The organism is Ramlibacter sp. MAHUQ-53 (assembly GCF_052600055.1).
In genome coordinates, this window is sequence record NZ_JBQWTS010000018.1 from 1 (window position 1) to 26,722 (window position 26,722).

28 protein-coding genes and 1 other RNA gene are annotated in these 26,722 nt (G+C 72.7%); 17 read left to right on the plus strand and 12 right to left on the minus strand.

Going from position 1 to position 26,722, the window contains the following annotated elements; genetic code table 11:
• The 10 genes from ACT80S_RS18880 to ACT80S_RS18925 form a co-directional block, all read left to right on the plus strand.
• Positions 1–608 (plus strand): flagellar hook-length control protein FliK (locus ACT80S_RS18880; protein WP_377419015.1); only part of this gene is annotated, 608 nt, incomplete at its 5' end.
• 83 nt (positions 609–691) lie between these two features.
• The gene (locus ACT80S_RS18885) at positions 692–1,237 is read left to right on the plus strand and encodes a flagellar basal body-associated FliL family protein (RefSeq protein WP_377419019.1); all 546 of its coding nucleotides are present in this window, start codon (positions 692–694) and stop codon (positions 1,235–1,237) included.
• Between the two features lie 13 nt (positions 1,238–1,250).
• A complete protein-coding gene (gene fliM / locus ACT80S_RS18890) occupies positions 1,251–2,261 on the plus strand; it encodes a flagellar motor switch protein FliM (RefSeq protein WP_377419022.1) in 1,011 nt (336 codons plus the stop codon).
• 11 nt (positions 2,262–2,272) lie between these two features.
• The gene (fliN, locus tag ACT80S_RS18895) at positions 2,273–2,689 is read left to right on the plus strand and encodes a flagellar motor switch protein FliN (RefSeq protein WP_377419025.1); all 417 of its coding nucleotides are present in this window, start codon (positions 2,273–2,275) and stop codon (positions 2,687–2,689) included.
• An 11-nt stretch (positions 2,690–2,700) separates the two neighbouring features.
• Positions 2,701–2,991: a flagellar biosynthetic protein FliO gene (gene fliO, locus ACT80S_RS18900; RefSeq protein WP_377419029.1), complete on the plus strand. Its 291-nt coding sequence runs from the start codon at positions 2,701–2,703 to the stop codon at positions 2,989–2,991.
• An 82-nt stretch (positions 2,992–3,073) separates the two neighbouring features.
• Positions 3,074–3,751 (plus strand): flagellar type III secretion system pore protein FliP, encoded by a 678-nt coding sequence (fliP, locus tag ACT80S_RS18905; RefSeq protein WP_377419032.1) that lies wholly within the window; start codon positions 3,074–3,076, stop codon positions 3,749–3,751.
• On the plus strand, positions 3,748–4,017 hold the full coding sequence (fliQ, locus tag ACT80S_RS18910; RefSeq protein WP_377419035.1) for a flagellar biosynthesis protein FliQ: 270 nt from the start codon (positions 3,748–3,750) through the stop codon (positions 4,015–4,017). The genes fliP and fliQ overlap by 4 nt, the downstream gene beginning before the upstream one ends.
• Before the next feature lie 6 nt (positions 4,018–4,023).
• Complete coding sequence (gene fliR / locus ACT80S_RS18915; protein ID WP_377419039.1) at positions 4,024–4,782, plus strand: flagellar biosynthetic protein FliR; 759 nt, start codon at positions 4,024–4,026, stop codon at positions 4,780–4,782.
• Between the two features lie 68 nt (positions 4,783–4,850).
• Positions 4,851–6,653 carry a hypothetical protein gene (locus ACT80S_RS18920; RefSeq protein ID WP_377419041.1) on the plus strand — a complete coding sequence of 601 codons (1,803 nt, stop codon included), beginning with the start codon at positions 4,851–4,853 and terminating at the stop codon, positions 6,651–6,653.
• Between the two features lie 77 nt (positions 6,654–6,730).
• Complete coding sequence (locus ACT80S_RS18925) at positions 6,731–8,893, plus strand: hypothetical protein (RefSeq protein WP_377419044.1); 2,163 nt, start codon at positions 6,731–6,733, stop codon at positions 8,891–8,893.
• Here ACT80S_RS18925 and ACT80S_RS18930 read toward each other — a convergent pair.
• The 7 genes from ACT80S_RS18930 to ACT80S_RS18960 all read right to left on the minus strand — a co-directional run bounded on the left by ACT80S_RS18930 (position 8,811) and on the right by ACT80S_RS18960 (position 16,069).
• Positions 8,811–9,866, minus strand: a complete 1,056-nt coding sequence (locus tag ACT80S_RS18930; RefSeq protein WP_377419047.1) for a protein-glutamate methylesterase/protein-glutamine glutaminase — start codon at positions 9,864–9,866, stop codon at positions 8,811–8,813. The two genes, ACT80S_RS18925 and ACT80S_RS18930, sit on opposite strands and share 83 nt — an antisense overlap.
• Complete coding sequence (cheD, locus tag ACT80S_RS18935) at positions 9,863–10,498, minus strand: chemoreceptor glutamine deamidase CheD (RefSeq protein WP_377419050.1); 636 nt, start codon at positions 10,496–10,498, stop codon at positions 9,863–9,865. Before cheD ends, ACT80S_RS18930 begins: the two co-directional genes overlap by 4 nt.
• A complete protein-coding gene (locus ACT80S_RS18940) occupies positions 10,495–11,346 on the minus strand; it encodes a CheR family methyltransferase (protein ID WP_377419053.1) in 852 nt (283 codons plus the stop codon). Before ACT80S_RS18940 ends, cheD begins: the two co-directional genes overlap by 4 nt.
• Positions 11,339–12,910 carry a methyl-accepting chemotaxis protein gene (locus ACT80S_RS18945; RefSeq protein ID WP_377419056.1) on the minus strand — a complete coding sequence of 524 codons (1,572 nt, stop codon included), beginning with the start codon at positions 12,908–12,910 and terminating at the stop codon, positions 11,339–11,341. Before ACT80S_RS18945 ends, ACT80S_RS18940 begins: the two co-directional genes overlap by 8 nt.
• Before the next feature lie 66 nt (positions 12,911–12,976).
• A complete protein-coding gene (locus ACT80S_RS18950) occupies positions 12,977–13,480 on the minus strand; it encodes a chemotaxis protein CheW (RefSeq protein WP_377419059.1) in 504 nt (167 codons plus the stop codon).
• Between the two features lie 82 nt (positions 13,481–13,562).
• Positions 13,563–15,686 (minus strand): chemotaxis protein CheA, encoded by a 2,124-nt coding sequence (locus ACT80S_RS18955; RefSeq protein ID WP_377419062.1) that lies wholly within the window; start codon positions 15,684–15,686, stop codon positions 13,563–13,565.
• 20 nt (positions 15,687–15,706) lie between these two features.
• Positions 15,707–16,069 (minus strand): response regulator, encoded by a 363-nt coding sequence (locus tag ACT80S_RS18960; protein ID WP_377419066.1) that lies wholly within the window; start codon positions 16,067–16,069, stop codon positions 15,707–15,709.
• Positions 16,070–16,188: 119 nt separating this feature from the next.
• On the opposite strand from ACT80S_RS18960, the gene ACT80S_RS18965 reads away from it, so the two are divergent.
• Together ACT80S_RS18965 and ACT80S_RS18970 are read left to right on the plus strand one after the other, a co-directional pair.
• Complete coding sequence (locus tag ACT80S_RS18965) at positions 16,189–17,310, plus strand: hybrid sensor histidine kinase/response regulator (protein ID WP_377419069.1); 1,122 nt, start codon at positions 16,189–16,191, stop codon at positions 17,308–17,310.
• Positions 17,307–17,957 carry a response regulator gene (locus ACT80S_RS18970; protein ID WP_377419072.1) on the plus strand — a complete coding sequence of 217 codons (651 nt, stop codon included), beginning with the start codon at positions 17,307–17,309 and terminating at the stop codon, positions 17,955–17,957. The genes ACT80S_RS18965 and ACT80S_RS18970 overlap by 4 nt, the downstream gene beginning before the upstream one ends.
• A 146-nt stretch (positions 17,958–18,103) precedes the next feature.
• On the opposite strand, the gene ACT80S_RS18975 is transcribed toward ACT80S_RS18970, so the two are convergent.
• From ACT80S_RS18975 to dnaX, 5 genes are all read right to left on the minus strand, one after another.
• Positions 18,104–18,460: an Hpt domain-containing protein gene (locus ACT80S_RS18975; RefSeq protein ID WP_377419075.1), complete on the minus strand. Its 357-nt coding sequence runs from the start codon at positions 18,458–18,460 to the stop codon at positions 18,104–18,106.
• 158 nt (positions 18,461–18,618) lie between these two features.
• Positions 18,619–19,635, minus strand: coding sequence for an ABC transporter substrate-binding protein (locus ACT80S_RS18980; RefSeq protein WP_377419078.1), 1,017 nt, complete (start codon positions 19,633–19,635; stop codon positions 18,619–18,621).
• Between the two features lie 113 nt (positions 19,636–19,748).
• Entirely contained in the window at positions 19,749–20,336 is a 588-nt protein-coding gene (gene recR, locus ACT80S_RS18985) for a recombination mediator RecR (RefSeq protein ID WP_377419081.1), read from the minus strand.
• Between the two features lies 1 nt (position 20,337).
• Positions 20,338–20,670 carry a YbaB/EbfC family nucleoid-associated protein gene (locus ACT80S_RS18990; protein ID WP_377419085.1) on the minus strand — a complete coding sequence of 111 codons (333 nt, stop codon included), beginning with the start codon at positions 20,668–20,670 and terminating at the stop codon, positions 20,338–20,340.
• A 13-nt stretch (positions 20,671–20,683) separates the two neighbouring features.
• Entirely contained in the window at positions 20,684–22,630 is a 1,947-nt protein-coding gene (dnaX, locus tag ACT80S_RS18995) for a DNA polymerase III subunit gamma/tau (protein WP_377419088.1), read from the minus strand.
• A gap of 60 nt (positions 22,631–22,690) precedes the next feature.
• Here dnaX and ffs point away from each other — a divergent pair.
• The 5 genes from ffs (at position 22,691) to ACT80S_RS19020 (ending at position 26,435) form a co-directional block, all read left to right on the plus strand.
• An RNA gene (ffs, locus tag ACT80S_RS19000) (signal recognition particle sRNA small type) lies at positions 22,691–22,787 on the plus strand.
• 179 nt (positions 22,788–22,966) lie between these two features.
• Positions 22,967–23,392 (plus strand): hypothetical protein, encoded by a 426-nt coding sequence (locus tag ACT80S_RS19005; protein WP_377419091.1) that lies wholly within the window; start codon positions 22,967–22,969, stop codon positions 23,390–23,392.
• Between the two features lie 76 nt (positions 23,393–23,468).
• Complete coding sequence (locus ACT80S_RS19010; RefSeq protein WP_377419095.1) at positions 23,469–24,041, plus strand: hypothetical protein; 573 nt, start codon at positions 23,469–23,471, stop codon at positions 24,039–24,041.
• Between the two features lie 52 nt (positions 24,042–24,093).
• Positions 24,094–25,797, plus strand: a complete 1,704-nt coding sequence (locus tag ACT80S_RS19015; RefSeq protein WP_377419098.1) for a sensor histidine kinase — start codon at positions 24,094–24,096, stop codon at positions 25,795–25,797.
• Entirely contained in the window at positions 25,794–26,435 is a 642-nt protein-coding gene (locus ACT80S_RS19020; protein ID WP_377419101.1) for a response regulator, read from the plus strand. Before ACT80S_RS19015 ends, ACT80S_RS19020 begins: the two co-directional genes overlap by 4 nt.
• The last annotated feature ends 287 nt before the right edge of the window (positions 26,436–26,722 follow it).

Sequence of the window (26,722 nt, forward strand, 5' to 3'; positions counted from 1 at the left end):
CGGCCGGCACCCCCGCCGGCAGCTTCGCCCAGGCCCTGCCCACCGTGGCCGAGGCGCGCGGCCCGCCAGGGCCCGGCGCTGCCGGCCGCACCGAGGCCGCCACCGGCGCCCTGCCCGACCCGGCGGCCCTGCTCGCGCCGTCGCCCGCGCCGCTGCAGGCCGAGGCCCCGCTGCACCAGGCCGAGATGGTCCACCCGCCGCACGAGGCCGCCTTTGCCGGCGAACTCGCCGCCCAGGTGGAGGTGATGCTGCAGGACGGCATCCAGCAGGCCGAACTGCAGCTGAACCCGGTGGACCTGGGCTCGATCCGCATCGCGCTGCGGGTGGACGGCAGCGTCGCCGACGTCCAGTTCACCGCCGTGCACGCCGCCACCCGCGAAGGCATCGCCCAGGGCCTGGAGCAGCTGCGCGAGATGCTCGCCGGCCAGGGCCTGAGCCTGGGCCAGGCCGAGGTCGGCGCGCGCCAGGGCGGGCAGGACGGCGGGCGCGAGCCGTCCGCACCGGGCCGCCCCGGCCGCCCGGGCGGCGAGCCCGCGGGCGCCGCCGCCGTCCCCGTGGCCGCCCCGCGCGGGCGTGCCGCGCGCGGGCTGCTGGACCTGTACGCCTGAAACAAGGCGGTTTCCCGGCCCTTATCCGGGCATCCCCAGGCCTCAAGGATTTCCAGAATCGAGTGCATCGAGATGGAGTCCTGATGTCCGCCGCCAACCCCACTGCCGACACCGCCGCCGCCCCGGCACCCAAGTCCCGCCGCAAGCTGCTGGTCGGCGCCCTCGCCGGCCTGGTCATCGTGGCCGCGGGCGCCGCCGGCGGCTGGTGGTACCTGTCCGGCCAGGCGCACGCCGCCGAGGGCGCCGAAGCCCCGGCCAAGGCGCCGGCCAAGACCTTCTTCGTCAACCTCGACCCCTTCACCGTCAACCTCCACGACCCGCGCGGCGAGCGCTTCGCCCAGGTCGGCATCACGCTGGAGATCGACGACCCCAAGGCCGAGGCCCAGATCAAGGACCGCCTGCCGGCGGTCCGCAACAACATCCTGCTGCTGCTGTCGGCCAAGGAGATCGAGGCGCTGCTCGCGCCCGAAGGCAAGCAGCAGCTGGCCCTCGAGATCCGCGAGCAGGCCGGCCAGGCCCTGGGCATCGCCCCCGCCGCGGCGTCGGCCCCGGCCGACGCGAAGCCGGCCAAGGGCTCGCGCGCCAACCCGATCCGCGGCGTCCTGTTCTCCCAGTTCATCGTCCAGTAAGCCTGGAGGCACCATGGCCCAGACCCTCTCCCAGGAAGAAGTCGATGCCCTGCTCGCCGGCGTGACCGGCGAGGCCCAGGGCGACGCCGGTGAGCCGGCCGAGTCTGCCGCCGGCGGCGTGCGCAGCTACGACCTGTCCAGCCAGGAGCGCATCGTGCGCGGGCGCATGCCCACGCTGGAGATCGTCAACGAGCGCTTCGCCCGCAACTTCCGCATCGGCATCTTCAACTTCATGCGCCGCAACCCCGACATCTCGGTCGGGCCGGTCAAGGTGCAGAAGTTCGGCGCCTTCCTGCGCAACGTGGTGGTGCCCACCAACATCAACGTCATGCACGTGCGCCCCCTGCGCGGCATGGGCCTGCTGATCTGCGACCCGACCCTGGTGTTCACCGTCATCGACACCCTGTTCGGCGGCAGCGGCCACAACCCGGCCCGCGTCGAGGGCCGCGAGTTCTCCGCCACCGAGCAGCGCATCATCCTGCGGATGGTGGAGGTGATCTGCGCCGAGTACGCGAAGTCCTGGGCCTCCATCTACCCGATCGAGCTGGAGTACGCCCGCTCGGAGATGAACACCCAGTTCGCCAACATCGCCACGCCCTCGGAGATCGTGGTCACCACCACCTTCGAGGTGGAGATCGGCGAGGCCGGCGGCGCGATGCATATCTGCATCCCCTATTCCACCTTCGAGCCGATCCGCGAGATCCTGTACTCGCCCCTGCAGGGCGACCAGGGCGGCGCGGACCGGCGCTGGGTCAGCCTGCTGACGCAGCAGATCAAGTCGGCCACCGTCGAACTGGTCGCCGAGCTGGCCCACAGCGAGGCCACGGTGCGCGAGCTGATGTCGCTCAAGGCGGGCGACTTCATCGAGCTCGATCGCGAGCCGACGCTGGTCACCAAGGTCGACGGCGTGCCGGTGTTCGAGTGCGAATACGGCACCCTGGGCACGCGCTACGGGCTGCGCGTGTCGGAGTTCCTCACCCACCCCGCCGAGGCCCTGCAGGGCACCGGCAAGCCCACCGCCTGACGGGACCCACCATGAACACCACGAACACGACCACCGTGGGCGACGAGATGCCCGACGACTGGGCCGCCGCCCTGGCCGAAGCCGAGGCCGCCGCCGGCCGCCCCGAGCCGGCCGCCGCCGCCGGCCTCTTCCCGCAGCTGGGCGCGGGCGCCGCCCCCACCCACCGCGACGACATCGACCTGGTGCTGGACATCCCGGTGCAGCTCACCGTGGAACTCGGGCGCACCCGCATCCCGATCAAGCACATCCTGCAGCTGGCGCAGGGCTCGGTGATCGAGCTGGACGCCCTGGCCGGCGAGCCGATGGACGTGCTGGTGAACGGCTTCCTCATCGCCCAGGGCGAGGTGGTGGTCGTTAACGACAAGTTCGGCATCCGCCTGACCGACATCGTCACCCCCTCCGAGCGCATGCGCCGGCTGGGCCGCTGAGGGAGTGCGCCATGGGTTCCTCCCTGTCCTGGTCCCTGCTGATGCTGCTGCTGGTGGGCGCGATGGTGCCCGCCACGATGTGGCTGCTGCGGCGCGTACAGCAGCTGCGCCCCGGCGCTGGCGCCGAGCGCCGCATGGCCGTGGTCGACCAGCTCTCCCTGGGCCCGCGCGAGCGGCTGGTGACCGTGCGCGTCGGCGCCCGCCTGCTGGTGCTCGGCGTCACCTCGCAGAACGTGGCCCTGGTCACCGAACTGCACGAGGCGCAACTGGTCGAGACCACGCCGCTGCGGGAGAGCGCATGACCGCCGCGCCTGGCCGCCCCAAGCAAGCTCGCACCCCCTCGGGGGGCAGCGAAGGACACGCAGTGCCGAGCGAGGGGGCCCGATGAACCCCGCCAGCGTCATTGCGCAGACCGCCGGGGGCGTCACCACCTACTCGGTGCCGGTGCAGACCCTGCTGGTCTTCGCCGCCCTGTCCTTCCTGCCCGCGGTGCTGCTGCTCATGACGAGCTTCACCCGCATCATCATCGTCCTGAGCCTGCTGCGGCAGGCCCTGGGGCTGCAGCAGACGCCGCCGAACCAGGTGCTGGTGGGCCTGTCGCTGTTCCTGACCTTCTTCATCATGGGTCCCACGCTGGAGAAGATCCATGCCGAGGCCTACAAGCCGTTCAGCGAGCAGAAGATGGTGTTCGAGGAGGCGGTGGCCAAGGGCGCCGACCCGCTGCGCCAGTTCATGGTCAAGCAGACCCGCGAGGCCGACCTCGCGCTGTTCCACCGCATCGCCGAGGTCCCGCGCGGCCCGGTCGAGGCCACCCCCATGCGCATCCTGGTGCCGGCCTTCGTCACCAGCGAGCTGAAGACCGCGTTCCAGATCGGGTTCATGGTCTTCATCCCCTTCATCGTGATCGACCTGATCGTCGCCAGCGTGCTGATGTCCATGGGCATGATGATGCTGTCGCCGGTGCTGGTGGCCCTGCCCTTCAAGCTGATGCTGTTCGTGCTGGCCGATGGCTGGAACATCCTCCTGGGCTCGCTGGTGGCCAGCTTCGGGGGCGGCAAATGACGCCCGAGTGGGTGCTGGAGTTCGGCCGCATCGCCATGGAGCACCTGGTGCGCGTGGCCGCGCCGGTGCTGCTGGTGGCCCTGGTGGTGGGCCTGGCGGTGAGCCTGCTGCAGGCGGTCACGCAGATCAACGAGGCCACGCTGTCCTTCGTGCCCAAGCTGCTGGCGGTGCTGGCGGTGCTGGGCCTGGCCGGTCCCTGGATGCTGTCGGTGCTGGTGGAGTGGATCCGCCAGGTGATCACCAGCATCCCGCAGGCGGTGGGCTAGCGGCCCATGGTCACCTTCTCGCAGCAGGTGCTGGATGCCTGGCTCGCCGGCTTCTTCCTGCCCTTCGTGCGGATCCTGGCGCTGTTCTCGGCGGCGCCGCTGTTTTCCCACCGCAGCATCCCGGTGCGCGCGCGGGTCGCCGCCGCCGGCGTGATCGCGCTGGTCGTCGCGCCCTTCGCCGGCGTGCCGCCCGGCACCACGCTGGGCTCGCTGGCGGGCCTGGGGCTGGTGATGCAGCAGGTCGCCATCGGCGTCTCGCTGGGCTTCGCCGCGCGGCTGGTCTTCGCGGTGTTCGAGATGGCGGGCGAGTTCATCGGCCTGCAAATGGGCTTCTCGTTCGCCGGCTTCTTCGACCCGCAGGGCGGCAGCGAGTCGGCCGTGGGCAGCTGGCTGAACACCCTGGCCATGCTCCTGTTCCTCTCGCTCAACGCGCACCTGCTGGTGCTCGACGCGCTGATCGCCACCTTCCAGTCCCTGCCGATCGCAGGCGACCCGTTCGTCACGCTGGGCCGGCTGCGGCTGGAGCGCCTGGGCGGGGACGTGTTCCGCCTCGCGCTGTCGCTGGCGCTGCCGGCCACGGTGCTGATGCTGTTCATCAACCTGGCGCTGGGCTTCGCCTCGCGGGTGGCGCCGCAGCTGTCCATCTTCTCGGTGGGCTTCCCGATCACCGTCATGGCGGGCCTGCTGCTGCTGGCCCTGGGCACCGGGCACCTGATGGGGCCGATGGCCGAGGCCCTGGAGACCTTCCTCGCGCCCTTGCGGTGAGGCGGCCGGGAACCGCGGCGGCGCGGGCGGTTACCTCCCGGGGTACTGCTCATCAGTACCCGCCCGACATGCGCCCACTCCCGCCCGGCCACGCCTATTTCGTCGCGCCCGAGCGTCCCGGCGCGCTCGAAGTCCGGCCGTACGAGCCGGGCGGCCTGCGCCAGCGCCTGCTGCAATCGGCCGCCGGCCTGAGCGCCCGGCTGCGCGCCTGGGCCGAGCACGAGGGACACCTGCCGGTGTCCGACCCGCGCAGGCTGCTGGACGGACTGCGGTCCGAGCTGGGTGAGGCGGCCTGCCGCACCGCCACCTTCCGCCGCCTGGTCGAGATCCCGGTGGCCCGGCCGGGTGCCGACCTCCTCGACCGGCTGCGGTCGGCCCAGTCGGCCTACCTGGACGCGGTCGGCCGTGGCCAGGACCTGGAGGACCTGCTGCTGGACGCCGAGGCCGCCTACGGCGACGCCGGATTCCCCTTCCCGGGGGCGGACGCGAACGACAGGCGCGCGGTACGCCGCGAGGCGGCCGAGGCCCTGGGCCTGCCTGCCGCCGCTGGCCAGGCGCCACGGCGGGCCGGCGACCTGTCGCGGCCGCAGGCCTGGGAGGCCCTGCTCGCCAGCGCGCAGGCCCACTGCCGCCGGGCGAACGTGCAGGCCCTGGACCGGGCCATCGCCACCCTGCCGGGCGCCTCGGTGGCAACGGCAGCGGGCCTGCGGGATCGGGCGCGCGCCGCGGTGCTCGCGCAATCGCCCGACTTCGCCGCCTGCCGCCTCGACGAGGCCACGCTGCGCCAACGGTTCGTGTGGCAGGTCGCCACCGAAGCCGCGCCCCGGGTCGCGGCGGCGCTGGGCACCGACCTGGCGTACGCGCGCTCCCTGGCCGCCAGCGCGGTGGACAGCGCCGGCCTGCAGCCGTGCGCGGACGGCCCCCTCGCGCCGGGGGAGCTCGCGGCCTGGCGGACCGACCTTGAGGCGCAGGGCATCCGGGGGTTCCACGACACGGTCACCCACCGGGCCCTGCAGGAGCTGCAACAGCGACTCCCCGGACTCGCCGCCGAGGCCGCACAGGCGGCCCGGCTGCTGCAAGCGGACCTCGCGGACCGTGAGTTGCTGCTGGCGGACGACCTCCTGCACAGGCAACCGCGCCAGTCCGACCCGGACCTCCTGGCGCAGGTCCTCGCCTTCCGCCGCGGCGCGGTCGCAGAAGCCCTGGAACGCGTCGCCCGCTGCCTGGCCCTCGTGAACGCCAGCCGCCTGCTGGACGCGGCCCAGCGCGAGCACCTGGTGCAATGGCTCGTCCGGCGCGAGACGCCCCCGGCGGCCGTCCCCGCCTGCATCGACCTGGCTGAACACCTGTTCCTGGCGGTCATGCTGTGGGATCAGGCGGGCCCGGACAGCGACGAGGCCGCAGCCAGCCTGTTCAAGGAACTCACCCTGGCCTTCGACACCCTCTGGCGGCTGCCCACCACGCCGCCGCCGGCCGGCAGCCCCCCGGGCCGCTGGCCCGACGAGATGACCCAGCGAAGCCAGTGGCTGGACGACCTGCTGTCCGTCGCCCTGCGGGGCGAGCGCGGGAGGGCGGCGCCCCTGGCGCAGCGCGAGCCGGTCGCCGACCGCCTCTGGCAGGCGCTGCAGCTGCCCCCGCTCGCCGCGCTGCCGGAGGTCCAGCTGCTGCGGCACGCGCTGCGCGTGCTGACGATCGCCGCGGCCCGCACCGACCCGGCAGGCAGCGCGGAGGCGGTGGACGCGGCCGCCTTCGCCTCGGCCCGGGTGCGCCCGCTCCCGTCGGTCGACGCCCTGGAGCCGCGGCTGCGCCAGGCGCTGCGGGCTCATTTCGGGCCGTCGCTCCAGGCCACGAGCTCACCGGCGCATCGCTAGGCGTGACCCGCGTGCCGGCGCAACTTCGCCGGCACGGTCGTTACCACCTGCCGTCGCCTCCCCAACCCGCCCTCGACATGTTCCCAACCACCGCTGCCCCCGTCCCCCCCCAGCAGGCGCTGTACCTCGCCCCCGACGGCCTGCTCGTCGCGCGCCCGCTGCGCCCGGTGGGCGGCTTCCTCGGCTGCTTCCTGTGGGTCGGCTGGGTCCGGCGCTGGGCCGAGCGCAGCGGCGAGCTGGCCATCACGGACCCCCAGCGCGTGATCGCGCTCCTGCGCCGCGAGCTGGGCACGGACACGGTGGAGCCCGGCACCTTCCGCAGGCTGGTCGAGCGCAGGATCGAAGCCTGTGCCGCGGCCGACCTGACCTCGCGCACCGAGCGGGCCCGCACGGCCTACCGGCAGGCCCTGGCAGCGCGCCACGACATCGATTTCAGGGTCGAGGAAACGTTCGAGCAGTGGATGACGCAGGCGCGGCGCGACACGCTGAATCCCTCGGCCCGCGACTGCACCCGGATCCGCACCGAGGCGGCGAGGCTGCTGCGGGAGGCGCCGGGCCAGGGCACGCGCCGCGCCGACCGGATCCCCGCGGGCGAGGTACAGGCCGCGATCGACCAGGCCATCGTGCACCGCTGCCGCCACGTCAACGAGCGGCGAATGGCCCAGGCGATCGAACGTCTCTACCCGCAGCCAGAGCGCCGCCACGCTGCGGGGGCCATGCTCGACGAGATCCGGGTCAGCATGAGAGACAGTGGCGTCTTCTCCTCGTGCATCCTGTCGCAGGCGTCGATCGACAAGCTGGTGATCGAGCACCTGGTGCAGCGGCGCGCGCCCGCGCTGGCCCGGCTGATTGCCTGTGACCTCGCCTTCGCCCGCCTGCTGGTGCGCGAGGCCTGCATCACGGTGGGCGGGCCGGTGCGTTTCGGCGACGCGCCGCAGGACCGCAAGCACGCGCCGCCGCCCCCGGCCTTCGCCGATGCCTTCGAACCCGGCGAGTTCGAGGGCTGGCGCGCCAAGCTGAAATCCGGTCCGGGCTGCGCCTACTTCGACTCGGTCTGCGAAGCCGCGGTCGAGGCCCTCGGTCGCGGCCGCGGGGCTCAGGGCCGCGAGGAGATCGCGGCCGCCGCGAGCACCCTGCGGCGCCTGCGGGGAACCTCGGAGTACGACACCCTGGCCCCCGCGCTGGACAGCGCCGACCCGTCCGCCTGCCTGCAGCCGCTCGAGGCGATGGTGGAGCGCCGGCGCTTCCACCCGCCGCCGGCGGGCCACGAGACGGACCGTGACCGCGCGGACCGGGGTCGCGCGGACAGCGAGAACATCGTCACGCACCTCGCCAGCCTGATGGCCTCCGTCGGGCTGGCGCGGTCGCATCCCGCCCTCAACCTCGACCAGCAACGGGAGCTTCACGAGATACAGCTGGCCCGCGGCCTGGCCCGTCCGGCGCTGGAGGACTTCGTGGCATCGGCCGCGGCCTTCACCTCGGCGCTCAACGCGATCGCCGCGCCGGCGATCTCCGACGACGAGCGCAGCACGCGCCTCTTCCAGCAGCTCGCGGTCCTGGCGGGCACCGTGGGCCCGCTGGTGGACCTGCTGGGAGGGACAGACCGGGCCCGGCGGCTGGAGGTTCTCTACGACCTGGCCGCGGTGGGCGGCCTGGGCGCGGGCGTACCGGCCCCGACGCAGCCGACGGCGGCCTCGATCGAGGCCCGGGAGCGCGCCCTGGCCAGCGATCCCGACCTGGCGGCGCGCGAGCAGGCGCAGGCGTTCGCATTGCGCCCGATCCGCCTGCAGGACACCCTCAACCGCATCCTCCTGGGCGCTGCAGCCACGCCGGTGCGCGCGGCCCTGGGCCTGGACAAGGTGCGGGCGGCCGAGCCCAAGCGGCTGGTGGCGGACCTGCTCGGCGCCCTGGCCTATGGCGCCGCGCGCGGCGCCGGCCTGGGCCGGGCGGCCGCCATCGAGCAGGCGCAGCGCGCGGCGCCGAAGGCCACCCCAACGGGGCCGTCGCACGACGAGCCGCCCGGGCGCACGGCGCCCGGGGGCACGGTCACGCGGCTGTCGCAACTCGAGCCGCCCAACCTGCAGGCGGCCGTGCGGCAGCACTTCAACCTGAAGAAGTCCGCCCGGTCCAAGGCCAGCAGCTTCCTCAAGTCGACCGTCAGCGTGACGCTGCCACCGCCGCCGCCAGCGAACGCGCCACCTCGGATAGTGATCGCACCTCGCTCGCAGCCCCGGCGTTGATCGCCTCCCGGGGCATGCCGAAGACCACGCAGCTGGCCTCATCCTGCACGATGTTCCAGCTGCCGCAGTCCTTCATCTGCCGCATCGCCGCCGCGCCGTCGGCGCCCATGCCGGTGAGCATCACGCCCACCGCGCGCGGCCCGGCGTGGCGGGCCACGGAGCGAAACAGCACGTCCACCGAGGGCTTGTGCCGGTTCACCGGCTCGCCATCGGCCACCCGCAGCACATAGCCCGCGCCGCTGCGCTCCACCGCCATGTGGCGGCCGCCGGGCGCGATGTAGGCATGGCCCTGCAGCACCCGCTCGCCGTCCTCGCCCTCCTTGACGCGGATGCGGCACAGGCTGTCCAGCCGCGCCGCGAAGCTGGTGGTGAAGCCCGGGGGCATGTGCTGGGTGATGACGATGCCGGGGAAGTCCTCGGGCAGCGCGGTCAGCACCTCGCGGATCGCCTCGGTGCCGCCGGTGGAGGCGCCGATGGCCACCAGGCGCTCGGTGCCGCGGCCGGTGCCCGCCGCCAGCGGGGGGCGCGGCGACGCGCTGGCCGCCGCCGGCACCGCCTGGGCGTGCCGGCGCACCCGCGCCGCCGCCGCGCCGCGGATCTTCTGGGTGATCTCGCGCGCCGCCTCGTCCAGCCCGGTGCGTACCGACAGCTGCGGCTTGGTGACGAAGTCCACCGCGCCCAGCTCCAGCGCCCGCAGCGTGACCTGCGCGCCGCGCTCGGTGAGCGTGGAGATCATCACCACCGGCATCGGCCGCAGGCGCATCAGGCGCTCGAGGAAGTCGAGGCCGTCCATGCGGGGCATCTCGACATCCAGGGTGATGACGTCGGGGTTCAGTTCGCGGATCACCTCGCGGGCCACGTAGGGGTCCGACGCCGTGCCGACCACTTCCAGGTCGGGCGTGCGGTTGATGATCTCGGTGAGCACGCTGCGCACCAGGGCCGAATCGTCGACCACGACCACGCGGGTCTTCATGAGAACAGCTCCACGTCGCCGCCCCGCGGTGCCTGCACCAGCCGGCGGCGGTAGGTTTCTTCCTGTTGGACCGATTCGCTGGCGCTGGCGGCGGGCAGCCGCTTGCACAGCACCTGCCCGCTGCGCGGGAACAGGCAGACCTTGCGGGGCCACTCGCCCAGCACGTCGCTGGCCAGCACCGGGATGCCCTCCTGCGCCAGGAAATTGCGCACGAAGGCCACGTTCTTCTCGCCGATCTCGGTGCGCGCCAGGCTCTTCATCACCTGGCCGCCGCCGAAGATCTTGGCCTGCAGCGCGCCCTTTCGCGCGCCGCGCTTGATCATCTCGTTGATCAACAGCTCCATCGCGAAGGCGCCGAAGCGCCCGCCCGCGTCGGCCGCGCCCTCGGGCAGCATGAAGTGGTTCATGCCGCCGATGCCGGCACCGGGGTCGTGCAGGCACGCCGCCACGCACGAGCCGAGGGTGGTGTTCACGGCCACGTCGTGGTCGTAGACGAAGAACTCCCCCGGCAGCACCTTCACCGCCGCACGCCCGAAGCCCGTGTCCTGGAAGAAGAACGAGGCTTCGCCCGCGCGGCGGGGCCGCTGGCGCAGCACCGCCAGCGCGTTCGCGTCGACGTGGGGCAGGCTCATGCAGCGCCCCCGATGCGGCGGTAGGTGGTCTTGCCCACCAGCTCCACCAGGTCGCGGTGCTCGGTGAAGTTCTCCGAGTGGCCCACGTAGAGGATGCCGCCCGGCTTGAGGCTGCCGCACAGGCGCTCCAGCACCTGGCGCTGCGTCGGCCGGTCGAAGTAGATCATCACGTTGCGGCAGAAGATCACGTCGTACGGCGACGGCGCCTGCCACTGCGGGGTCAGCAGGTTCAGCGGCCGGAATGACAGCAGCGCCTGCAGCTCGGGCTTCGCGCGGGCCTTGCCGGCGTTGGCGCCGCTGCCCTTGAGGAAGAAGCGGCGCAGGCGCGCCTCGCCCACGCCGGCCACCGTGTCCAGCGGGTAGACGCCGTCACGCGCGACGCCCAGCACGCGGGTGTCGATGTCGCTGGCGTCGATGGTCACGCGCGGGGCGCTGCCGGCGCACTCCAGCGCGGTCATGGCGATGCTGTAAGGCTCCTCGCCGGTAGAGGCCGCACAGGACCAGATACGCACCGCACCGCCCGCGGCGGGCAGCGACTTCAGGTGCCGCGCCAGGTGCTCGAAGTGGTGCGGCTCGCGGAAGAAGGAGGTCAGGTTGGTGGTCAGGCAGTTGATGAACTCCTGCCACTCGGGGTCGTGGTCGCCGCGCAGCGAATCCAGGTAGGCGGTGAAGGTGGCGTGGCCCCGGTCACGCAGGCGCCGCGCCAGGCGGCTGTACACCATGTTCTGCTTGCCCGGGTGCAGGTCGATGCCGGCCCGGGCACGGATCATGGCGCGCACCCGCTGGAAGTCGGCGGGGCTGAACGCGATCTCGCGTTCGCCCGGGCGCAGGGCGGCGGCTTCAGCCATGGCGCAGGCGGAAGATCTGCACCGACTGCAGCAGGCTGGTGGCCTGCTCCTTCAGGCGCGTGGCGGCCGCGGTGGACTGTTCCACCATCGCCGCGTTCTGCTGCGTGGCGGTGTCGAGCTGGGCCACCGCGGTGTTCACCTGCACGACCCCGGCGGATTGCTCGGCGGAGGCGGCGGAGATGCCGTCCACCAGCTGCGAGACCTCGCGCGAGGAGGCGACCACGCCCTGCATGGTCTCGGCCGCCGAGCGCACCAGGCGGCTGCCCGCGCTCACGGCGCTGCGCGATTCCTCGATCAGCTGCTTGATCTCCTGGGCCGCCGCGGCGCTGCGCTGGGCCAGGCTGCGGACCTCGTTGGCCACCACCGCGAAGCCCCGGCCCTGCTCGCCGGCGCGCGCGGCCTCGACTGCGGCATTGAGGGCCAGGATGTTCGTCTGGAAGGCGATCCCGTCAATCACGCCGTTGATGGCGGCGATGCGCTCGGAGGACTTGGCGATGCCCTGCATGCTGGAGTCCATCTCGCTGACCGCGCGGCTCGCGTCCTCGGCCACTTCGCCGGCGCGGCCGGCCTTGCGGTTGGCCTCGTTGGCGCTGCCGGCGTTCTGCTGCACGGTCGCGGCGATCTGCTCGATCGCCGCCGCCGTCTCCTGCAGGCTGCTGGCCTGGGCCTCGGTGCGGCCGGAGAGGTCGTGGCTGGCCGAGGAGATCTCGTTGGCGGCGCGGTCCACCTGGGTCGACTGGCTGCGCACGTCGAAGACCATGGCCTGCAGGTTCACGCACAGCTGGTTCAGGCCGCGCAGCATGGCGCCGATGTCGTCGGTGCGGTCACTGGTGATGCTGCGCGTGAGGTCGCCGGCGGCCATCTGGTTGGCCAGGTCCACGGACTCGCGCACCGGCGTGGTGACGGTGCGGTGCAACCACCACCCCATCACGCCCACCAGGGTGGCGCCGACCGCGGCGCCGCCGGCCCAGGCGCCGGCCGGACCCAGGTCCTCGAGCAGGCGGCCCGCCACCAGCGAGAGGCCGGCGGTGATCGTCATCGCGGTCACCATGCGGCCGGTGAGCGACAGGCGCAGGCGCCGGCGCAGGGCGGCCAGGGCGCCGGAGCGCTCGAGGCGCCCGCCCATGACCAGCTGGCGCAGCCGGCCGGTCTCGGCCTCGCCGCGCATGCGGGCATACAGCGCCTCGGCGGCCTGCACCTGCTCGCGGGTCGGCTTGGTGCGCACCGACATGTAGCCGCTGACGTGGCCGTCCGACTGGATCGGGGTGACGTTGGCCACCACCCAGTAATGGTCGCCGTTCTTGCGGCGGTTCTTCACCATCGCGGACCAGGGCTTGCCGGACTGGATCGTGGCCCACAGGTCGCGGAAGGCCTCGGCCGGCATGTCCGGGTGCCGGATCATGTTGTGCGGCTGGCCCAGGAGTTCCTCGCGCTCGTAGCCGCTGACCTCGATGAAGGCCGGGTTGCAGTAGGTGATGCGGCTCTTGAGGTCCGTGGTCGAGACCAGGGTCAGGCCGTCGGGGTAGACGTACTCGTTGCCGCTCACGGGCAGGTTCTGGCGCATGGCATCTCCTTTTCTTCTTCGGCCCGCAGATCGGAGGGAGCGGGGGCAGGGGTTGGGGGGACGGGGTCAGTGGGTGGAGAAACCGTCGGCGGCGGCGATGTCCGCCAGCAGGGTCTCCATGTCGACCAGCATCAGCATCCGCTCGCCCGCGGCGGCGATGCCGGTGATGAAATCGCGGCCGCCCTCGCCGGGCAGGCCAGGCGGCGGCTTGATCTCGGCGGCCGGCAGGTCCAGCACGTCGGACACCGAGTCGACCACCGCGCCGACCACGCGGCCAGCGACGGCCAGCACGATGACGACGGTGAAGCTGGTGTATTCGACGCTGTCGCAGCCCAGGCGGGTGCGCAGGTCCACGATCGGCACGATCACGCCGCGCAGGTTGACGACCCCCTTGATGTGGCCCGGCGCATGCGGGATGCGGGTGGGCGGCTCGTAGGAGCGGATCTCCTGCACCTTCTGGATGTCCACGCCGTATTCCTCGGCGCCCAGGCGGAAGGTGAGGTACTCGCCGGCGCGCGCGCGGCCGGCATCCTGGCGGGCGATGTGGGCGCCTTCGGTAATCATGTCCATGGGTAGGTTCTCCGGTGTGTTGGGGGTGGTCCTGCCCGGGTTTTCGGCCTGCGGGGCGGATCCTTGAATGCGGGCGGTCGGGTCAGTGGGCGGTGGCGCGCACCAGGCGCGCCACGTCGAGGATCAGGGCCACGCGGCCATCGGCCATGATGGTGGCGCCCGAGAAGCCGGGCACGCGCCGGTAGTTGGCCTCCAGGTTCTTGACCACCACCTGCTGCTGGCCCACCAGCTGGTCGACCTCCAGCGCGACGCGCCGGCCCTCGGCCTCCACCACCACGTGCATGCGCCGGGGGTCGCCCTCGCGCAGCGCGCCGGGGTGGAAGTTGTCGGCCAGGTCCACCACCGGCAGCCAGTCCTCGCGCACCCGCACGACGCGGGCGTCGCCGGGCATGCGCTTGAGGGCTTCGGCATCGGCCTGGAAGGACTCGACCACGCAGGACAGCGGCAGCAGGTACAGCTCGCCGCAGCTGGTGACGGACATGCCGTCCATGATCGCCAGCGTCAGCGGCAGCCGCACGCTCACGCACATGCCGCGACCGGGCGTGGAGGACAGTTCCACCGAGCCGCCGAGGGCGACGATGTTGCGCTTGACCACGTCCATGCCGACGCCGCGGCCGGACACGTCGGTCACGGTCTCGGCGGTGGAAAAGCCCGGCGCGAAGATCAGCTGCCAGACCTGCGGGTCGGTCATGTTCTCCGACAGCGGCAGGCCGTTGCGGCGGGCCTTGTCCAGGAGCTTCTCGCGGTCCAGGCCGCGGCCGTCGTCGCGCACCTGGATCAGGATGGAGCCGCCCTCGTGGGCGGCGCTCAGGGTGAGGGTGCCGTGGCGCGGCTTGCCGGCGGCCACGCGCGCCTCGGGCAGCTCGATCCCGTGGTCCACCGCATTGCGCACCAGGTGGGTGAGCGGGTCGGTGAGCTTTTCGATCATGCCCTTGTCCAGCTCGGTCGCCTCGCCGATGGTGGTCAGTTCGATTTCCTTCCCGAGCTTGGCGGCGAGGTCCCGCAGCATGCGCGGGAAGCGGCCGAAGACTTCGCCCATCGGAATCATGCGGATGGACATCACCGATTCCTGCAGGTCGCGCGTGGTGCGCTCCAGGTCGGCGAGGCCGCCGGCCAGCTGCGACACGGCGTGTTCGTCCAGCGAGGCGGCGCGCTGCGCCAGCATGGCCTGGGTGATGACCAGCTCGCCCATCATGTTGATCAACTGGTCGACCTTGTCGACCGAGACGCGGATGGTCTCGGTGGCGGCGGCCTTGCGGGCCGGCGCCGGCGCGGCGGCGGCCGCCGCGGGGGCAGGCGCGGCGGGGCCGAACGCGGCGGGCTGGGCCAGGACCGGGACCGGCGCCGCCTCGGCGGGCGGCGCGAGGCCGGCGGCGGCGGAAGCGGCCGGGGCCGCAATCTCCAGCACGTCGAAGATCTCGGCATCCTGCGGCCACGGGGTGATGCGGATGTGGTCCCGCGGCACGTGGAAGTCGCACAGGTCCAGCCGGTCGGCGTCGCTGGCGGTGGGGTCGAGGCGCAGGCGCACCGCGCCCTCGCCCTGCCCGGGCAGGTCGGGTACGCGGCGCATCTCGCCCAGGCCGGCAACCTCGGCGAACAGCGAGAGCAGGTCGTCGGCCAGCGAGGGATGCGACAGCGGGCCGGCCAGCACCTCGAGGTCGCGGGCGCCGTCCGGCGCGGGGGCTGCGGCCGGCGCGCAGGGCGTGACCGGCGTGGCGACGGGCGCAGCAGCTGGCGCGGCCACCGCAGCCGCGGGGGCCGTGGCCGGCGCCGGCGCGGCCGCCGGGGTCGCCGACCCGTTCGCCAGCGCCACGAGGGTGGCCTTGAGCTGGGTCGCGTCGACCGGCTCGGCCTCGCCCTGCTGGCGCCGGTCGAGCATCTCGCGCAGCGAGTCGCCGGCGGCCAGCAGCGCGTCGACCATGGGCACGGCGGGGGCCAGCTCGTGCCGGCGCAGGCGGTCCAGCAGCGTCTCCATCACGTGCGTGAGCTCGGCGATGTCGGAGAAGCCGAAGGTGGCCGCGCCGCCCTTGACCGAGTGGGCGCAGCGGAAGATGGCATTGAGGGTCTCGTCATCGGCCTGGCCGGTGTCCAGCCCCAGCAGGAGGCGCTCCATCGCGGCGAGGTTGTCGCCCGCCTCCTCGAAGAAGACCTGGTAGAACTGCGTGAGGTCGAAGCCGGCGTTGCCGTTGGCGGTGGTGGTGCTCATGTCGGTCTCGGTGCAGGGGTTCAGCGCAGGACCTGGCGGATCACGTCCACCAGGCGGCTCGGGTCGAACGGCTTGGCCAGCCAGCCGGTGGCGCCGGCGGCGCGCGCGGCGGACTTCAGGGCCTGGTCGGATTCGGTGGTCAGCACCAGCACCGGCACGCGCGCGGTGGTGGCCTGGGCGCGCAGGGCAGCGGTCAGCGCCAGGCCGTCCATGCGCGGCATGTTCTGGTCGGTCAGCACCAGGTCCACCGGGTGCGCGGCGGCCTGGGCCAGGGCGTCCACGCCGTCGGCGGCCTCCAGCACCTGGAAGCCTGCGGTGCGCAGCGTGTGCGACAGCATCTGTCGCATGGAGGCGGAATCGTCAACCGCCAGGATGGTGGGCATGCGGGTGTCCTCTCGAGCTTTGCGGGCAATTCTGGAAGCCCGGCCGCCTTCCCGATGCCCCGGAAAAAGGCCCTACCCGCCCGCTTTTCCCCGCTTTCGCGCACGGGGGCGTGCCTACCATGCCGGTCATGCCCCCCGGTTCGCCCGCCCCCCTGCAGCTGCTGGTCGTCGAGGACGCCGAGTTCGACTTCGCCCTGCTCGTGGCCACGCTGCAGGCCCAGGGCTGGCCCTGCGAGGCGCGCCGCGTCGACACCGAGGCGGCGCTCGCCGGGGCCCTGGCCGAGCGCCCCTGGGACCTGGTGATCTCCGACCACTGCCTGCCGGGCTTCTCCAGCGCCCAGGCCTGGGACGCGGTGAGCGCGCTGCCCGCGCGGCCGCCCTTCATCATCGTCTCGGGCATGCTGGGCGAGGACGCGGCGGTCGCCGCGATGCAGCGGGGCGTGGACGACTACCTGGTCAAGGGCCGGCTCGCCCGCCTGGGCACCGCCGTGCGCAACGCCCTGGCCGCCGGCGCGGCCCGGCGCGAGCAGGCCCTGGCGCGCCAGCGCGAGGACGACTACCGCCGCCGGCTGCAGGCGCTCTCCGCGCAGCTGCAGGACGGCATCGACGCCGAGCGCACCCGCTTCGCCCGCGAGGTGCATGACGACATCGGCGGCACGCTCACCGCGGTGCGCTTCGACCTCGAGGCGGCGCTGCGCGAGGCCGGCCCCGGCGCCGCGCCCCGCATCGCGCGGGCGCTCGCCGAGCTGTCCCAGATCCAGCAGGCCGCCCAGCGCATCGTGCGCGACCTGCGTCCCCCCATCCTCGACGCCGGCCTGGCGGCGGCGCTGCAGTGGCACTCCGCGCACTGGGCCGATCGCCACGGCGCGGCCATGCGCTTCGACTGCGCGGCGCCGCTGCCGGACCTGCCGCCCGCCCTGGCCATGTGCCTGTACCGCGCCTGCCAGGAGGCCCTGACCAACATCGCCAAGCATGCCGGCGCGACCCAGGTCAGCGTGGACCTGCACGCCGGCGACGGCCTGCTGTCGCTCGAGATCGAGGACAACGGCCGCGGCTTCGACGCCTCCTGCCCCGGCAAGCCCGGCTCCTTCGGCCTGCAGGGCCTGCGCGAACGCATGCGCGCGGTCGGCGGGCAGCTGGACGTCCGCTCCGTGCCGGGACGCACGACCCTGCTGCTGTGGGTGCCGCTGGACGCTCACGCCGGCGCCTGCGACCTCCCCGACGACCTCGTGACCCCATGACCTCCGACACCCTCCGCCTCGTCCTCGTGGACGACCACATGCTCGTGCGCCGCGGCCTGCGCGACGCGCTGGGCGCCGACCCGAGCCTGCAGGTGGTCGCCGAAGCCGGCAGCTGGGACGAGCTGCTGCCGCTGCTGGACGCCGTCGCCATCGACGTGCTGGTGCTGGACATCAACCTGCCGGGCCTGTCCGGCCTGGACATCCTGGACCAGCTCTCGCGCCGGCCCGGTGCGCCGCGGGTGCTGGTGGTGTCGATGTACCCGGAGGACCAGTACGCCATCAAGGCGCTGAAGGCCGGCGCCCTGGGCTACGTGAACAAGGCCTGCGAGGCGGCGGAACTGGTGCTGGCCGTCCACCAGGTGGCGCGCGGCATGCGCCACCTCACGCCGGCGGTGGCGTCGCTGCTGGTCGAACAGCTGCAGGCCCCGGCCCAGTCCCTCCCCCACCACCGCCTGACCGAGCGCGAACGGGAGCTGCTGGTGCTGCTGGCGCGCGGCGAGCGACTGCCCGAGATCGCGCAGCGCCTGCAGGTGCCGCCCAAGGTGGCCGGCATCTACCGCGCCCGGGTGATGGAGAAGATGAAGCTGGCGACCCAGGCCGAACTGGCGCACTACGCGCAGCGCCACGGCCTGCTGGAAGAGACCTGAGGAGCCTCGGGCGCCTTGGGCGCCTCGGCCGCCATGACCGCCTGAGGGGCCGAAGAGGACTGCGGGGCCTGCAAGCCCCGCCCTCGATGCCAGCCTCGCAGCCGCGGGCGCCTGCAGGCCGCGAGCCGGAAGGGCGCCGGCGCCGGTCAGGCCGCGGGCGCGATGATGTCCAGTTCGCTGCGCGTGGCCTCGGCCCGCGCCTGCAGGCCGGGCCACAGGGCCCGCGCGTCGGCCGGCCGGCCTTCGCGCAGGGCCACCTCCATGTCGCGCGCGACCTGCGACAGCGCCTGGTCCTGCATCATCCCGGCCGCTCCCGCGATGCGGTGGACCGCGGCCAGCAGCACGCCGGACTCGCCGCCGGGCTGCAGGGCGGCGGCCACCTGCTCGAGGTGGTCGTCGAGCGACTTTCGGTACATCCGCAGCATGGCGCCGCGCGAGGCCGCCGGCAACTGCCCGATCAGGGCATGCATGCCGGCAAAGGAGGAAGTGTCTTGGGCAGTCATTCGAAGCAGTGTCCTGGTGGTTCCTGGCGCCCCCGGGCGGGCAAGCCCTGGCCGCGGCGGCCGTCACACGCCAGCTTATTCGCAGGCGTGCCGATCACCATGGGAAAAAATAGCCCGAAAGGCGTTGTTTTTCAGCGATCGCCCGGCTGCGGGCAGGGTCAGGCATCGAAGCGGGCCTTGGCGCGCAGGGCGAATTCGTTGGTGTAGCTGCGCCCCACCTCGACCCGGGCGGGACGCAGCGACGCGTCGAACTCCGCCAGCGCACGCAGCGCGGTGCGCGCGCCATCCGGGTCGAACACGCCATCCGGCGAGATCGACTCCCGCAGCTTCTCGAACGAGGCCAGGTACAGCGCCCGGTCACCCCCCAGGTGGGTCTCGGGCACCGTGCGCAGGATGTCGCGCGGGCCCGCCGTCTGCAGCCACTTGAGCGCGTGCACGATGGCGAACGCCAGCGCCTGGCAGGTGGCCGGGTGCTTCTGCACGAACTCGTGGGGTGCCTGCAGGCAGCCCGCCGGCATCGGCCCGCCGAAGACGGCCTGCGTGCCCTTGAGGGTGCGGGTGTCGGTGACGATGCGCACCTCGGCGCGCTGCTCCAGCAGCGTCATGACCGGCTCGCCGGAGCACAGCGCGTCGACCTGGCCGCCGCGCAGGGCTGCGGGCGCGGAGGGCATCAGCCCGACATCGATGAAGCTCACGTCCGACAGCGGCACGCCGGCGCGGGCCAGGGCCACGCTGGCCACCAGGTGGCCGGAGGAGCCGGGCGACGGGATGCCGATGCGCCGGCCCCGCAGGTCGGCCAGCCCGCGCACCGCAGGCATCGCCCGCACCGAAACCCCCAGGGCCACGGCCGGCGCGCGCGCCAGCAGCACGATGGCCTGGTGCGGCGCGCCGCGCAGGTGGTGCTGCAGCGCCTGCTCGTAGGGGGCGCAGGTGATGTCCGCCGCGCCGGCGCCGCCCTCGATGACCTCGACCTCCAGCCCCTCGGCGCGGAAGTAGCCCAGTTGCTCGGCGATGGTGAGCGGCAGGTTGGCCAGCGACTCCTTCTGCGACACCGCGATGCCGACGCGGGCCCGGCTCAGGCGGGGCTGGGCGCGCGCCGCCGGGGCGGCGACGGCGCATGCGCCAAGCGCGGCGGCCTGGAGGGCGGCGCGTCGGCTGATGCGGCGGTGTTCCATGGCGGGCCTCCGGGAAAACTCACCCGAAAGGCTACACGCCGGCGCGGCGGCCGGCATCGGGACCATCCCCCACGGGGTTTTCACCGAAGCCGCGCGGCCGCGCGGTAGGCCGCTCAGCGCCGGTCGACGAGCGCGTGGGCGATGGTGCCCAGGTCCACGTACTCCAGCTCGCTGCCGGCTGGCACGCCGCGGGCCAGGCGCGTCACGCGCAGGCCGCGGGCCTTCAGCGCCTCACCGATCACGTGCGCCGTGGCCTCGCCCTCGGCGGTGAAATTGGTGGCCAGGATGACCTCCTGGACATGGCCGTCGGTGGCGCGCTCGAACAGCTTGGCCAGGCCGATGTCGCGCGGGCCGACGCCGTCCAGGGGGCTGAGGCGGCCCATGAGGACGAAATACAGCCCGCGGAACGCGCCGGTACGCTCCAGCGCGGACTGGTCGGCCGGCGTCTCGACCACGCACAGCTTGGTGGCGTCGCGGTCCGGGTCGCGGCAAGTCTCGCAGACCTCGTCCTCGGTGAAGGTGTGGCAGCAGCTGCAATGCCGCATGCGCCCGGCGGCCTCCTGCAGCGCCCTTGCCAGCAGCTGCGCGCCCTCGCGGTCATGCTGCAGCAGGTGGTAGGCCATGCGCGAGGCCGTCTTCTGCCCCACCCCGGGCAAGCGGCGCAGGGCCTCGATCAGCGCGGGCAGGGTGTGCGAGGACACCTCAGAACGGGAACTTCATCCCGCCCGGCAGGCCGGGCATGCCCGCGGTGAGCTTGCCCATCTTCTCCTGGGAGGTTTCCTCGGCCTTGCGCACCGCGGCGTTGAAGGCGGCGGCCACCAGGTCCTCGAGCATGTCCTTGTCGTCGGCCAGCAGGCTGGGGTCGATGGTGACGCGCTTGACGTCGTGCTTGCAGGTCATGGTCACCTTGACCAGTCCCGCGCCGGACTCACCGGAGACCTCGATGTGGGCGAGTTCCTCCTGGGCCTTCTTGAGGTTGTCCTGCATGGCCTGGGCCTGCTTCATCAGGCCGGCGAGTTGTCCCTTGTTGAACATGAGATGGATTCCTTCAATTCTGTGTGGAGCCGGCCTGGGGCAGGACCGGCTTGATGCTTCCGGGCACGATTCTCGCGCCAAAGTCCCGCATCATCTGCTGCACGAACGGGTCGGCCATGATGATCTCCTCGGCCGCCTTCTGGCGCTCGGCGGCGGCATGGGCGTTGCGGCGCGCGGGGCTGTCCGTGACGGGGCCGACTTCCACGCCGAGCTTGACCGGGTGGCCGGCGTTCTGCAGCGCCGCCTGCAGGCGGGTGCGGGTGTTGTCCTGGTTGAGGGATTCGCGCTCGACGCGCAGCAGCCAGTGGTCGACGTCACGCGCCACCAGTTGCGATTGCAGCGCCAGCTCGCGCGCCAGCGCGGTCACCGCCTCGGCGGCCACCATCTGCTGCACCACGGCGTACCAGAAGTCGCCGTCCTCGGTGGCCACGTAGTGCGTGGCCGAGCGGGCTGCCGCGGCCTCGGCCGGGGGCTCGGACTGCACGCGCACGGGCACGCCCACCACCTCGCTGGCGGGGCGGCCGTCGAGTGGCGCAGGCGCGCCGCGCCGCGGCTCGGGCCGGGGCTCGGGCACCACCACCGGCACCACCACGCCAGGCGGGGCGCCGATGGCGGGCACGGCCGCCACCAGCGGGGAGGCTGCGGGGGCCGGGGCGGGCTGGGGGCGGTAGGGGGCCGGCCGGGGCTCGGGGGCGGCCTCCTGCGCGGTCTCGCGCGGGGCCTCGTGAGCCGGCGCCTCGGCCCGGGGCGCAGCCATGGGGGCTGCGGAGGCCGGCGCGGCCTGCGGCGTCGGCCCCCGCACCTCGGCGGGGACGCCCGCCGGGCGGGTCATGGGTTCAGGCGGAGTTTTTTTTTCAGCCTGCCCCGGCTTGAAGGCCAGGAGCCGCAGCAGCACCATGGTCAGCGCCGCGTACTCGTCGGGCGCCAGCCCGAGCTCGGCGCGCCCGTGCAGGCACAGGCTGTAAAGCAGCTGGGTCTCGTCGGCCGGCAGCAGGCCGGCGAGGCGGGCGATCTCGGCGCCCTCGGCATCGGCGGTGTCGGCCGCCGCGGGCACGGCCTGGATCACGGCCATGCGTTGCAGCACCGCGGTCATCTCCTCCAGCGTGGAGCCGGCGGACAGCCCGAGCTGGCGCAGGCCGTCGCAGGTGGCGACGATGGCGGCGCCGTCAGCGCTCGCCAGGGCCTCGACCAGGCGGAAGACATGGCTGCGGTCCACGCTCCCGAGCATCTGGCGCACCGCCGCCTCCTCGACCCGGCCGCTGCCGAAGGCGATGGCCTGGTCGGTCAGCGAGAGCGCGTCGCGCATGGAACCGCGGGCCGCGCGACCCAGCAGGCGCAGGGCGCCGGCCTCGGCGGGCACGGCCTCCACCTCGAGCACCCGGGCCAGGTGCTCCTGCACCGTCTCGGGCGCCATCGGGCGCAGGTTGAACTGCAGGCAGCGCGAAAGCACGGTGACCGGCACCTTCTGCGGGTCGGTCGTCGCCAGCACGAACTTCAGGTACTCGGGCGGCTCCTCCAGCGTCTTGAGCATCGCGTTGAACGCGTGGCCGGTGAGCATGTGCACCTCGTCGATCATGAAGACCTTGAAGCGGCCCTGGACCGGCTTGTAGACGGCCTGCTCGAGGAGTTGCTGGACTTCATCCACGCCGCGGTTGGAGGCGGCGTCGAGCTCGGTGTAGTCGACGAAGCGGCCCGAATCGATGTCGGTGCAGGCCTGGCACACGCCGCAGGGCTGGGCCGTGATGCCGCCCTGCCCGTCCGCGCCCTGGCAGTTCAGGGACTTGGCGAGGATGCGCGAGACGGTGGTCTTGCCCACGCCCCGGGTGCCGGTGAAGAGGTAGGCATGGTGCAACCGCTGCTGCGTCAGCGCATTGGTCAGCGCCTGCACCACGTGCTCCTGGCCCACCATCTCGCCGAACGTCTTGGGACGGTATTTGCGGGCCAGCACGAGGTAAGACATGCGACCGATTCTACGGGGCCGGCGATGGACCCCTCTCCGCGTGCCCTACAATCTCGCCTTGACGGGCCTCCCCGCATGGTGAAGCGGCCAACCGGGTCAGGTGGGGAACCAAGCAGCCCTAACTGTGGAGCCAGTGCCGGGGGTAAGGCTCGTCAACTTCTTTCCGTCGTCCCGTTGATTTCCTGCGGGCGACTCCCACCTGCGATCCGCGGGCTCGCCTCCCGAGCTCGAGGCAAGGCCCGTCCGTGGTCCGCGGGCTCCGACTGCCGACACCAGCACGGCTGCGCCAGCGATTGCCGACACCGGTGCATGGGCCTAAACTGATCAGCAGGAATCATGACCCGTTTCGCCATGACGCCCGCCCGGAACCCCTGGTCCTTCGCCCTGCGCCTGCGCTGCGCCCTGGCCGCGGGCTTGGTGGCGGGCGCGACGGCCGCCGGCGCACAGGAAGGCCTGCGGCTGACGCTCCAGCCCTCCGACCTGGTCGTGGTGCCCGCTCCCACCCCGCGCGCCCTGGACCTCACCGTGCACTGGACGCCCGAGCACGAGCCGGGCCATGCCATCGACCTGATCGCCGGCCGCCAGATGCGCGGCCTGGGCCTGCACCCCAATGCCTCGATGCCGGGCTTCGTCCCGGCCCGCCCCGAGCCCGTGTCGCTGCGCGAGCTGACCTTCATCGGCGTGCAGTTCCAGGGCGGCTCCCGCCTGACCCTGCGCCGAAAGGGCGATGGCCTCGGCCTGACCTACCGCACCACCTTCTGAGGGCGACGCGCGGATCGTTCCCAAAATGGGAAAAATCCGATTCCCTGCCGAGCCGATTGGCGGTCCAATTCCGCGGATGGAAATGGAGATTGGGGAGCCGGCGATCCACGCCGCCGAAACGGCCAGCCACGCGTCACCGCTGGATGCGTCGCAAGCCGGCCAGGTGCAGGCCCTGGCGCATGCCTTCTACGAGGTCGTTCCCGCCCACCTGCGCACCTACTGCTCCCTCACTTCCCGCATCGCCCAGGCCACCCTCGCCCGCCTGGGCATCCCGGCCACCCTCACGCCCTGCCAGGTCTGGCTCTCGGTGCCCGGCAACAACTACGTGATCGGCTTCCTGGGCAACCAGCCGCGCGCCGGCAAGTGGGATGGGCATGTCGTGTGCAGCGCCGGCGACTGGTTCGTCGACGCCGCCCTGCACCATTTCAAGCTCGAATTCGGGCAGGACACGCCCGCGGTCGTCGCCTCGCGCAAGTTCCAGGCGCGGACCCTGGCCATCGCCCGGGTCGACCTGAGCGCCACCGACCGCCTGGTCTGGATGGCGCCGCCCGCCGGCATCGACGCCACGCCGCCTGCCGAACCGCCCGAACTGGTCGCCCAGTACTCGGGCCTGCTGGCGGACCGGCTAGCCGCCGGCCAACCCCGATAATCCGGCCGACACTGCCCCCACGCGCAACGGCCTGCGCGTGGTTCCGCCCTGCATGCCCCTTCGTCCGCCACCGCCCCTCGCCGCCCGCATCCTGATCGCCGGCCTCGCCGTGGTCGCCCTGCTCTGGGCCGGCCTGCTGTGGGACCTGTCGGCGCGCGTCGAGCGCGAGCGTCACGATGGCGAGCGCACCCTGCAAGGCCTGGCCGGCCTCGGTGCCCTGGAGCTGCGCGCCACCCTGGACCTCGCCGACCTGGTGCTGGTCGACCTGCGCGAGCAGTGGCAGGTTCGGCCGGCCGACTTCCCGCTGCGGGTTCGCCTGCGCCAGGCGCAGGTCGAGCGCGGGCTGGACGCCGACATCACCGTGAGCGACATGCGCGGCCGGGTGCTGTTCGCGGGTGAGGGCACCGACGCCGTGGCTGCCGTGGCCGCTGCCCGCCCCCTGGCCGCAGCGTTGGGCTCGCACGACGCCCTGGCGGTTTCCACGCCGCGGCTGGACAAGGTTTCGGGCCAGTGGCAGATCGACCTGGTGCGGCTGGTGCTTGACGCCGCGCGCGAGCCCGTCGGGATGATCGTACTCACCGCGCCGGTCGACCTGGTCACCCGCAGCTTCCCGGTGGTGTACCAGGGCGAAGGCAGCGCCCTGTCCCTGGTACGCGACGACGGCGTGGTGGTCCTGCGCCAGATCGAACCGCGCGACGGCTCGAGCGTGCCCTTCGAGGGAACGGCGGGGACCTCGCAGCCTGTCCCGTTCACGGTGCCGCCGGAGGTGCTTGCCAGCCGCAGCGGTATCGGCGAACGGCTCTCGCAGGTGGGCTCGGTGAACCGGACCTTCGCCTGGCAGCGACTCGACGGCCTGCCCCTGACCCTGATCGTGTCGCAACCGAGCAGCCTCCTGTACCGGGACGTCGGCGCCTACCGCCTGCGCTACCTGGTCGGCGGCGCGGTGACGACGCTGCTCATCCTCCTTGGCTTCTACTGGCTCGGCCGCTGGGCCTCCACCCGTGCCGAGGCGCGAGCGCAGATGCAGGACAGCCTGGAGCGCCTGCGCGCCGGCCAGGCCGAACTGCTCGCCTCCCGCGAGGAATTGCGCCGCCTCGCGGCACACCAGACCCAGGTGCGCGAAGAAGAGCGCAAGCGCATGTCCGCCGAGGTCCATGACGAACTGGGGCAGCGCCTGACGGTCCTGCGCATGGGGCTGGCGCTGCTCCCGCGATCCATGCCGGGCAGCGACTCGCTGCGCGAGGAAACCACTGCCCTGCTCGCCGAGATCGACCAGATCATGGCCCAGGTTCGCGGGCTGGCCAGCCGCCTGCGTCCCGCAGCGCTTGACTTCGGGCTCGCCTCCGCAATCGAAGGCCTGGTCGAAGAGTTCCGGGCCAGCCTCGGCATCCCCATTGACTGGCGCCACGACCTGCCCGCCGGCCTGCCTTTGGACGATGCCACCGCGACCGGCGTCTTCCGCCTGGTACAGGAGGCCCTGACCAACGTGGCACGCCATGCCGGCGCCAGCCACATCGAGGTGCAGCTCCACGCCACACCCGACCGCCTCGCGCTGCGCGTGCGGGACGACGGCGCCGGCTTCGACGCGGCCAGCGCGGCACGCCGGCGCGGCTTCGGCCTGACCGGCATGCGCGAGCGTGCCACGGCCCTGGGGGGCCAGCTGCACATCACCAGCACCCCCGGACAGGGCACCACCCTCGAAGCCACCCTCCCCCTGGCCGCGGCTGCAGCCACCGACGCCCCCGTACACGCATGACCCCTGACCTCCCCTCCACCATCCGCATCGTGCTGGCCGACGACCATGCCATGGTCCGCAACGGGCTCCAGCGCATCCTAGAGAGTGAGGCCGGCCTGCGCGTGGTGGGCCAGGCGGTGGACGGCGACAGCGCGCTGGCGCGCGTCGCCGAATCCGGCTGCGACCTGATCCTGGTGGACCTGACCATGCCAGGCGCCAGCGGCCCGCGGCTGATCCAGCGTCTGCGCGAAAACCATCCCGGGCTGCGGATCCTCGTTGTCAGCATGCACGACTCGGCCGCGGTCGTCCGCGCGGCGCTGCAGGCGGGCGCCGACGGCTACGTCACCAAGGACAGCGACCCGGAGGTCCTGGTCGAGGCGGTTCGCTGCGTGGTCTCGGGAACGCCCTTCATTGACCCGCGGGTGGCCTCCGGCCTGGATGCCCGTGCGCCTGCGCCGCAGCCGGCCCTTTCGCCGCGCGAGCAACAGGTGATGCAACGCCTGGTCGCCGGCCAATCGAACAACGAGATCGCCGCAGCCCTGCACCTGTCCGAGAAGACCGTGAGCACGCACAAGACCAACCTCATGGCCAAGCTCCGGCTGGAGTCGCTGGCGGAACTGGTGCGTTACGCCGACCAGCACGGGCTCAGCGGGCTCTAGGCACGGGGCGCCGGCCGAGGCTGGTACCTGTCCTGCAGTGCGCCCGACGTGCGCCGCCCATCCGGTCGTGGCGTCATGCGCGCGGACCGCGCCATCCTGGATGCCTGAGCCATCGATGATGGGCTGGAATGGTCAGCGGCTTTCGCCCAGAACAGGACCCAAGCCCTCGAATTAATGAATTCCTGATTGGAAAACAAAAACCCCCTGTATCTTTCGACACAGGGGGTATTTGCTGCTGTAAGAGCCTGACGATGTCCTACTTTCACACGGGAATCCGCACTATCATC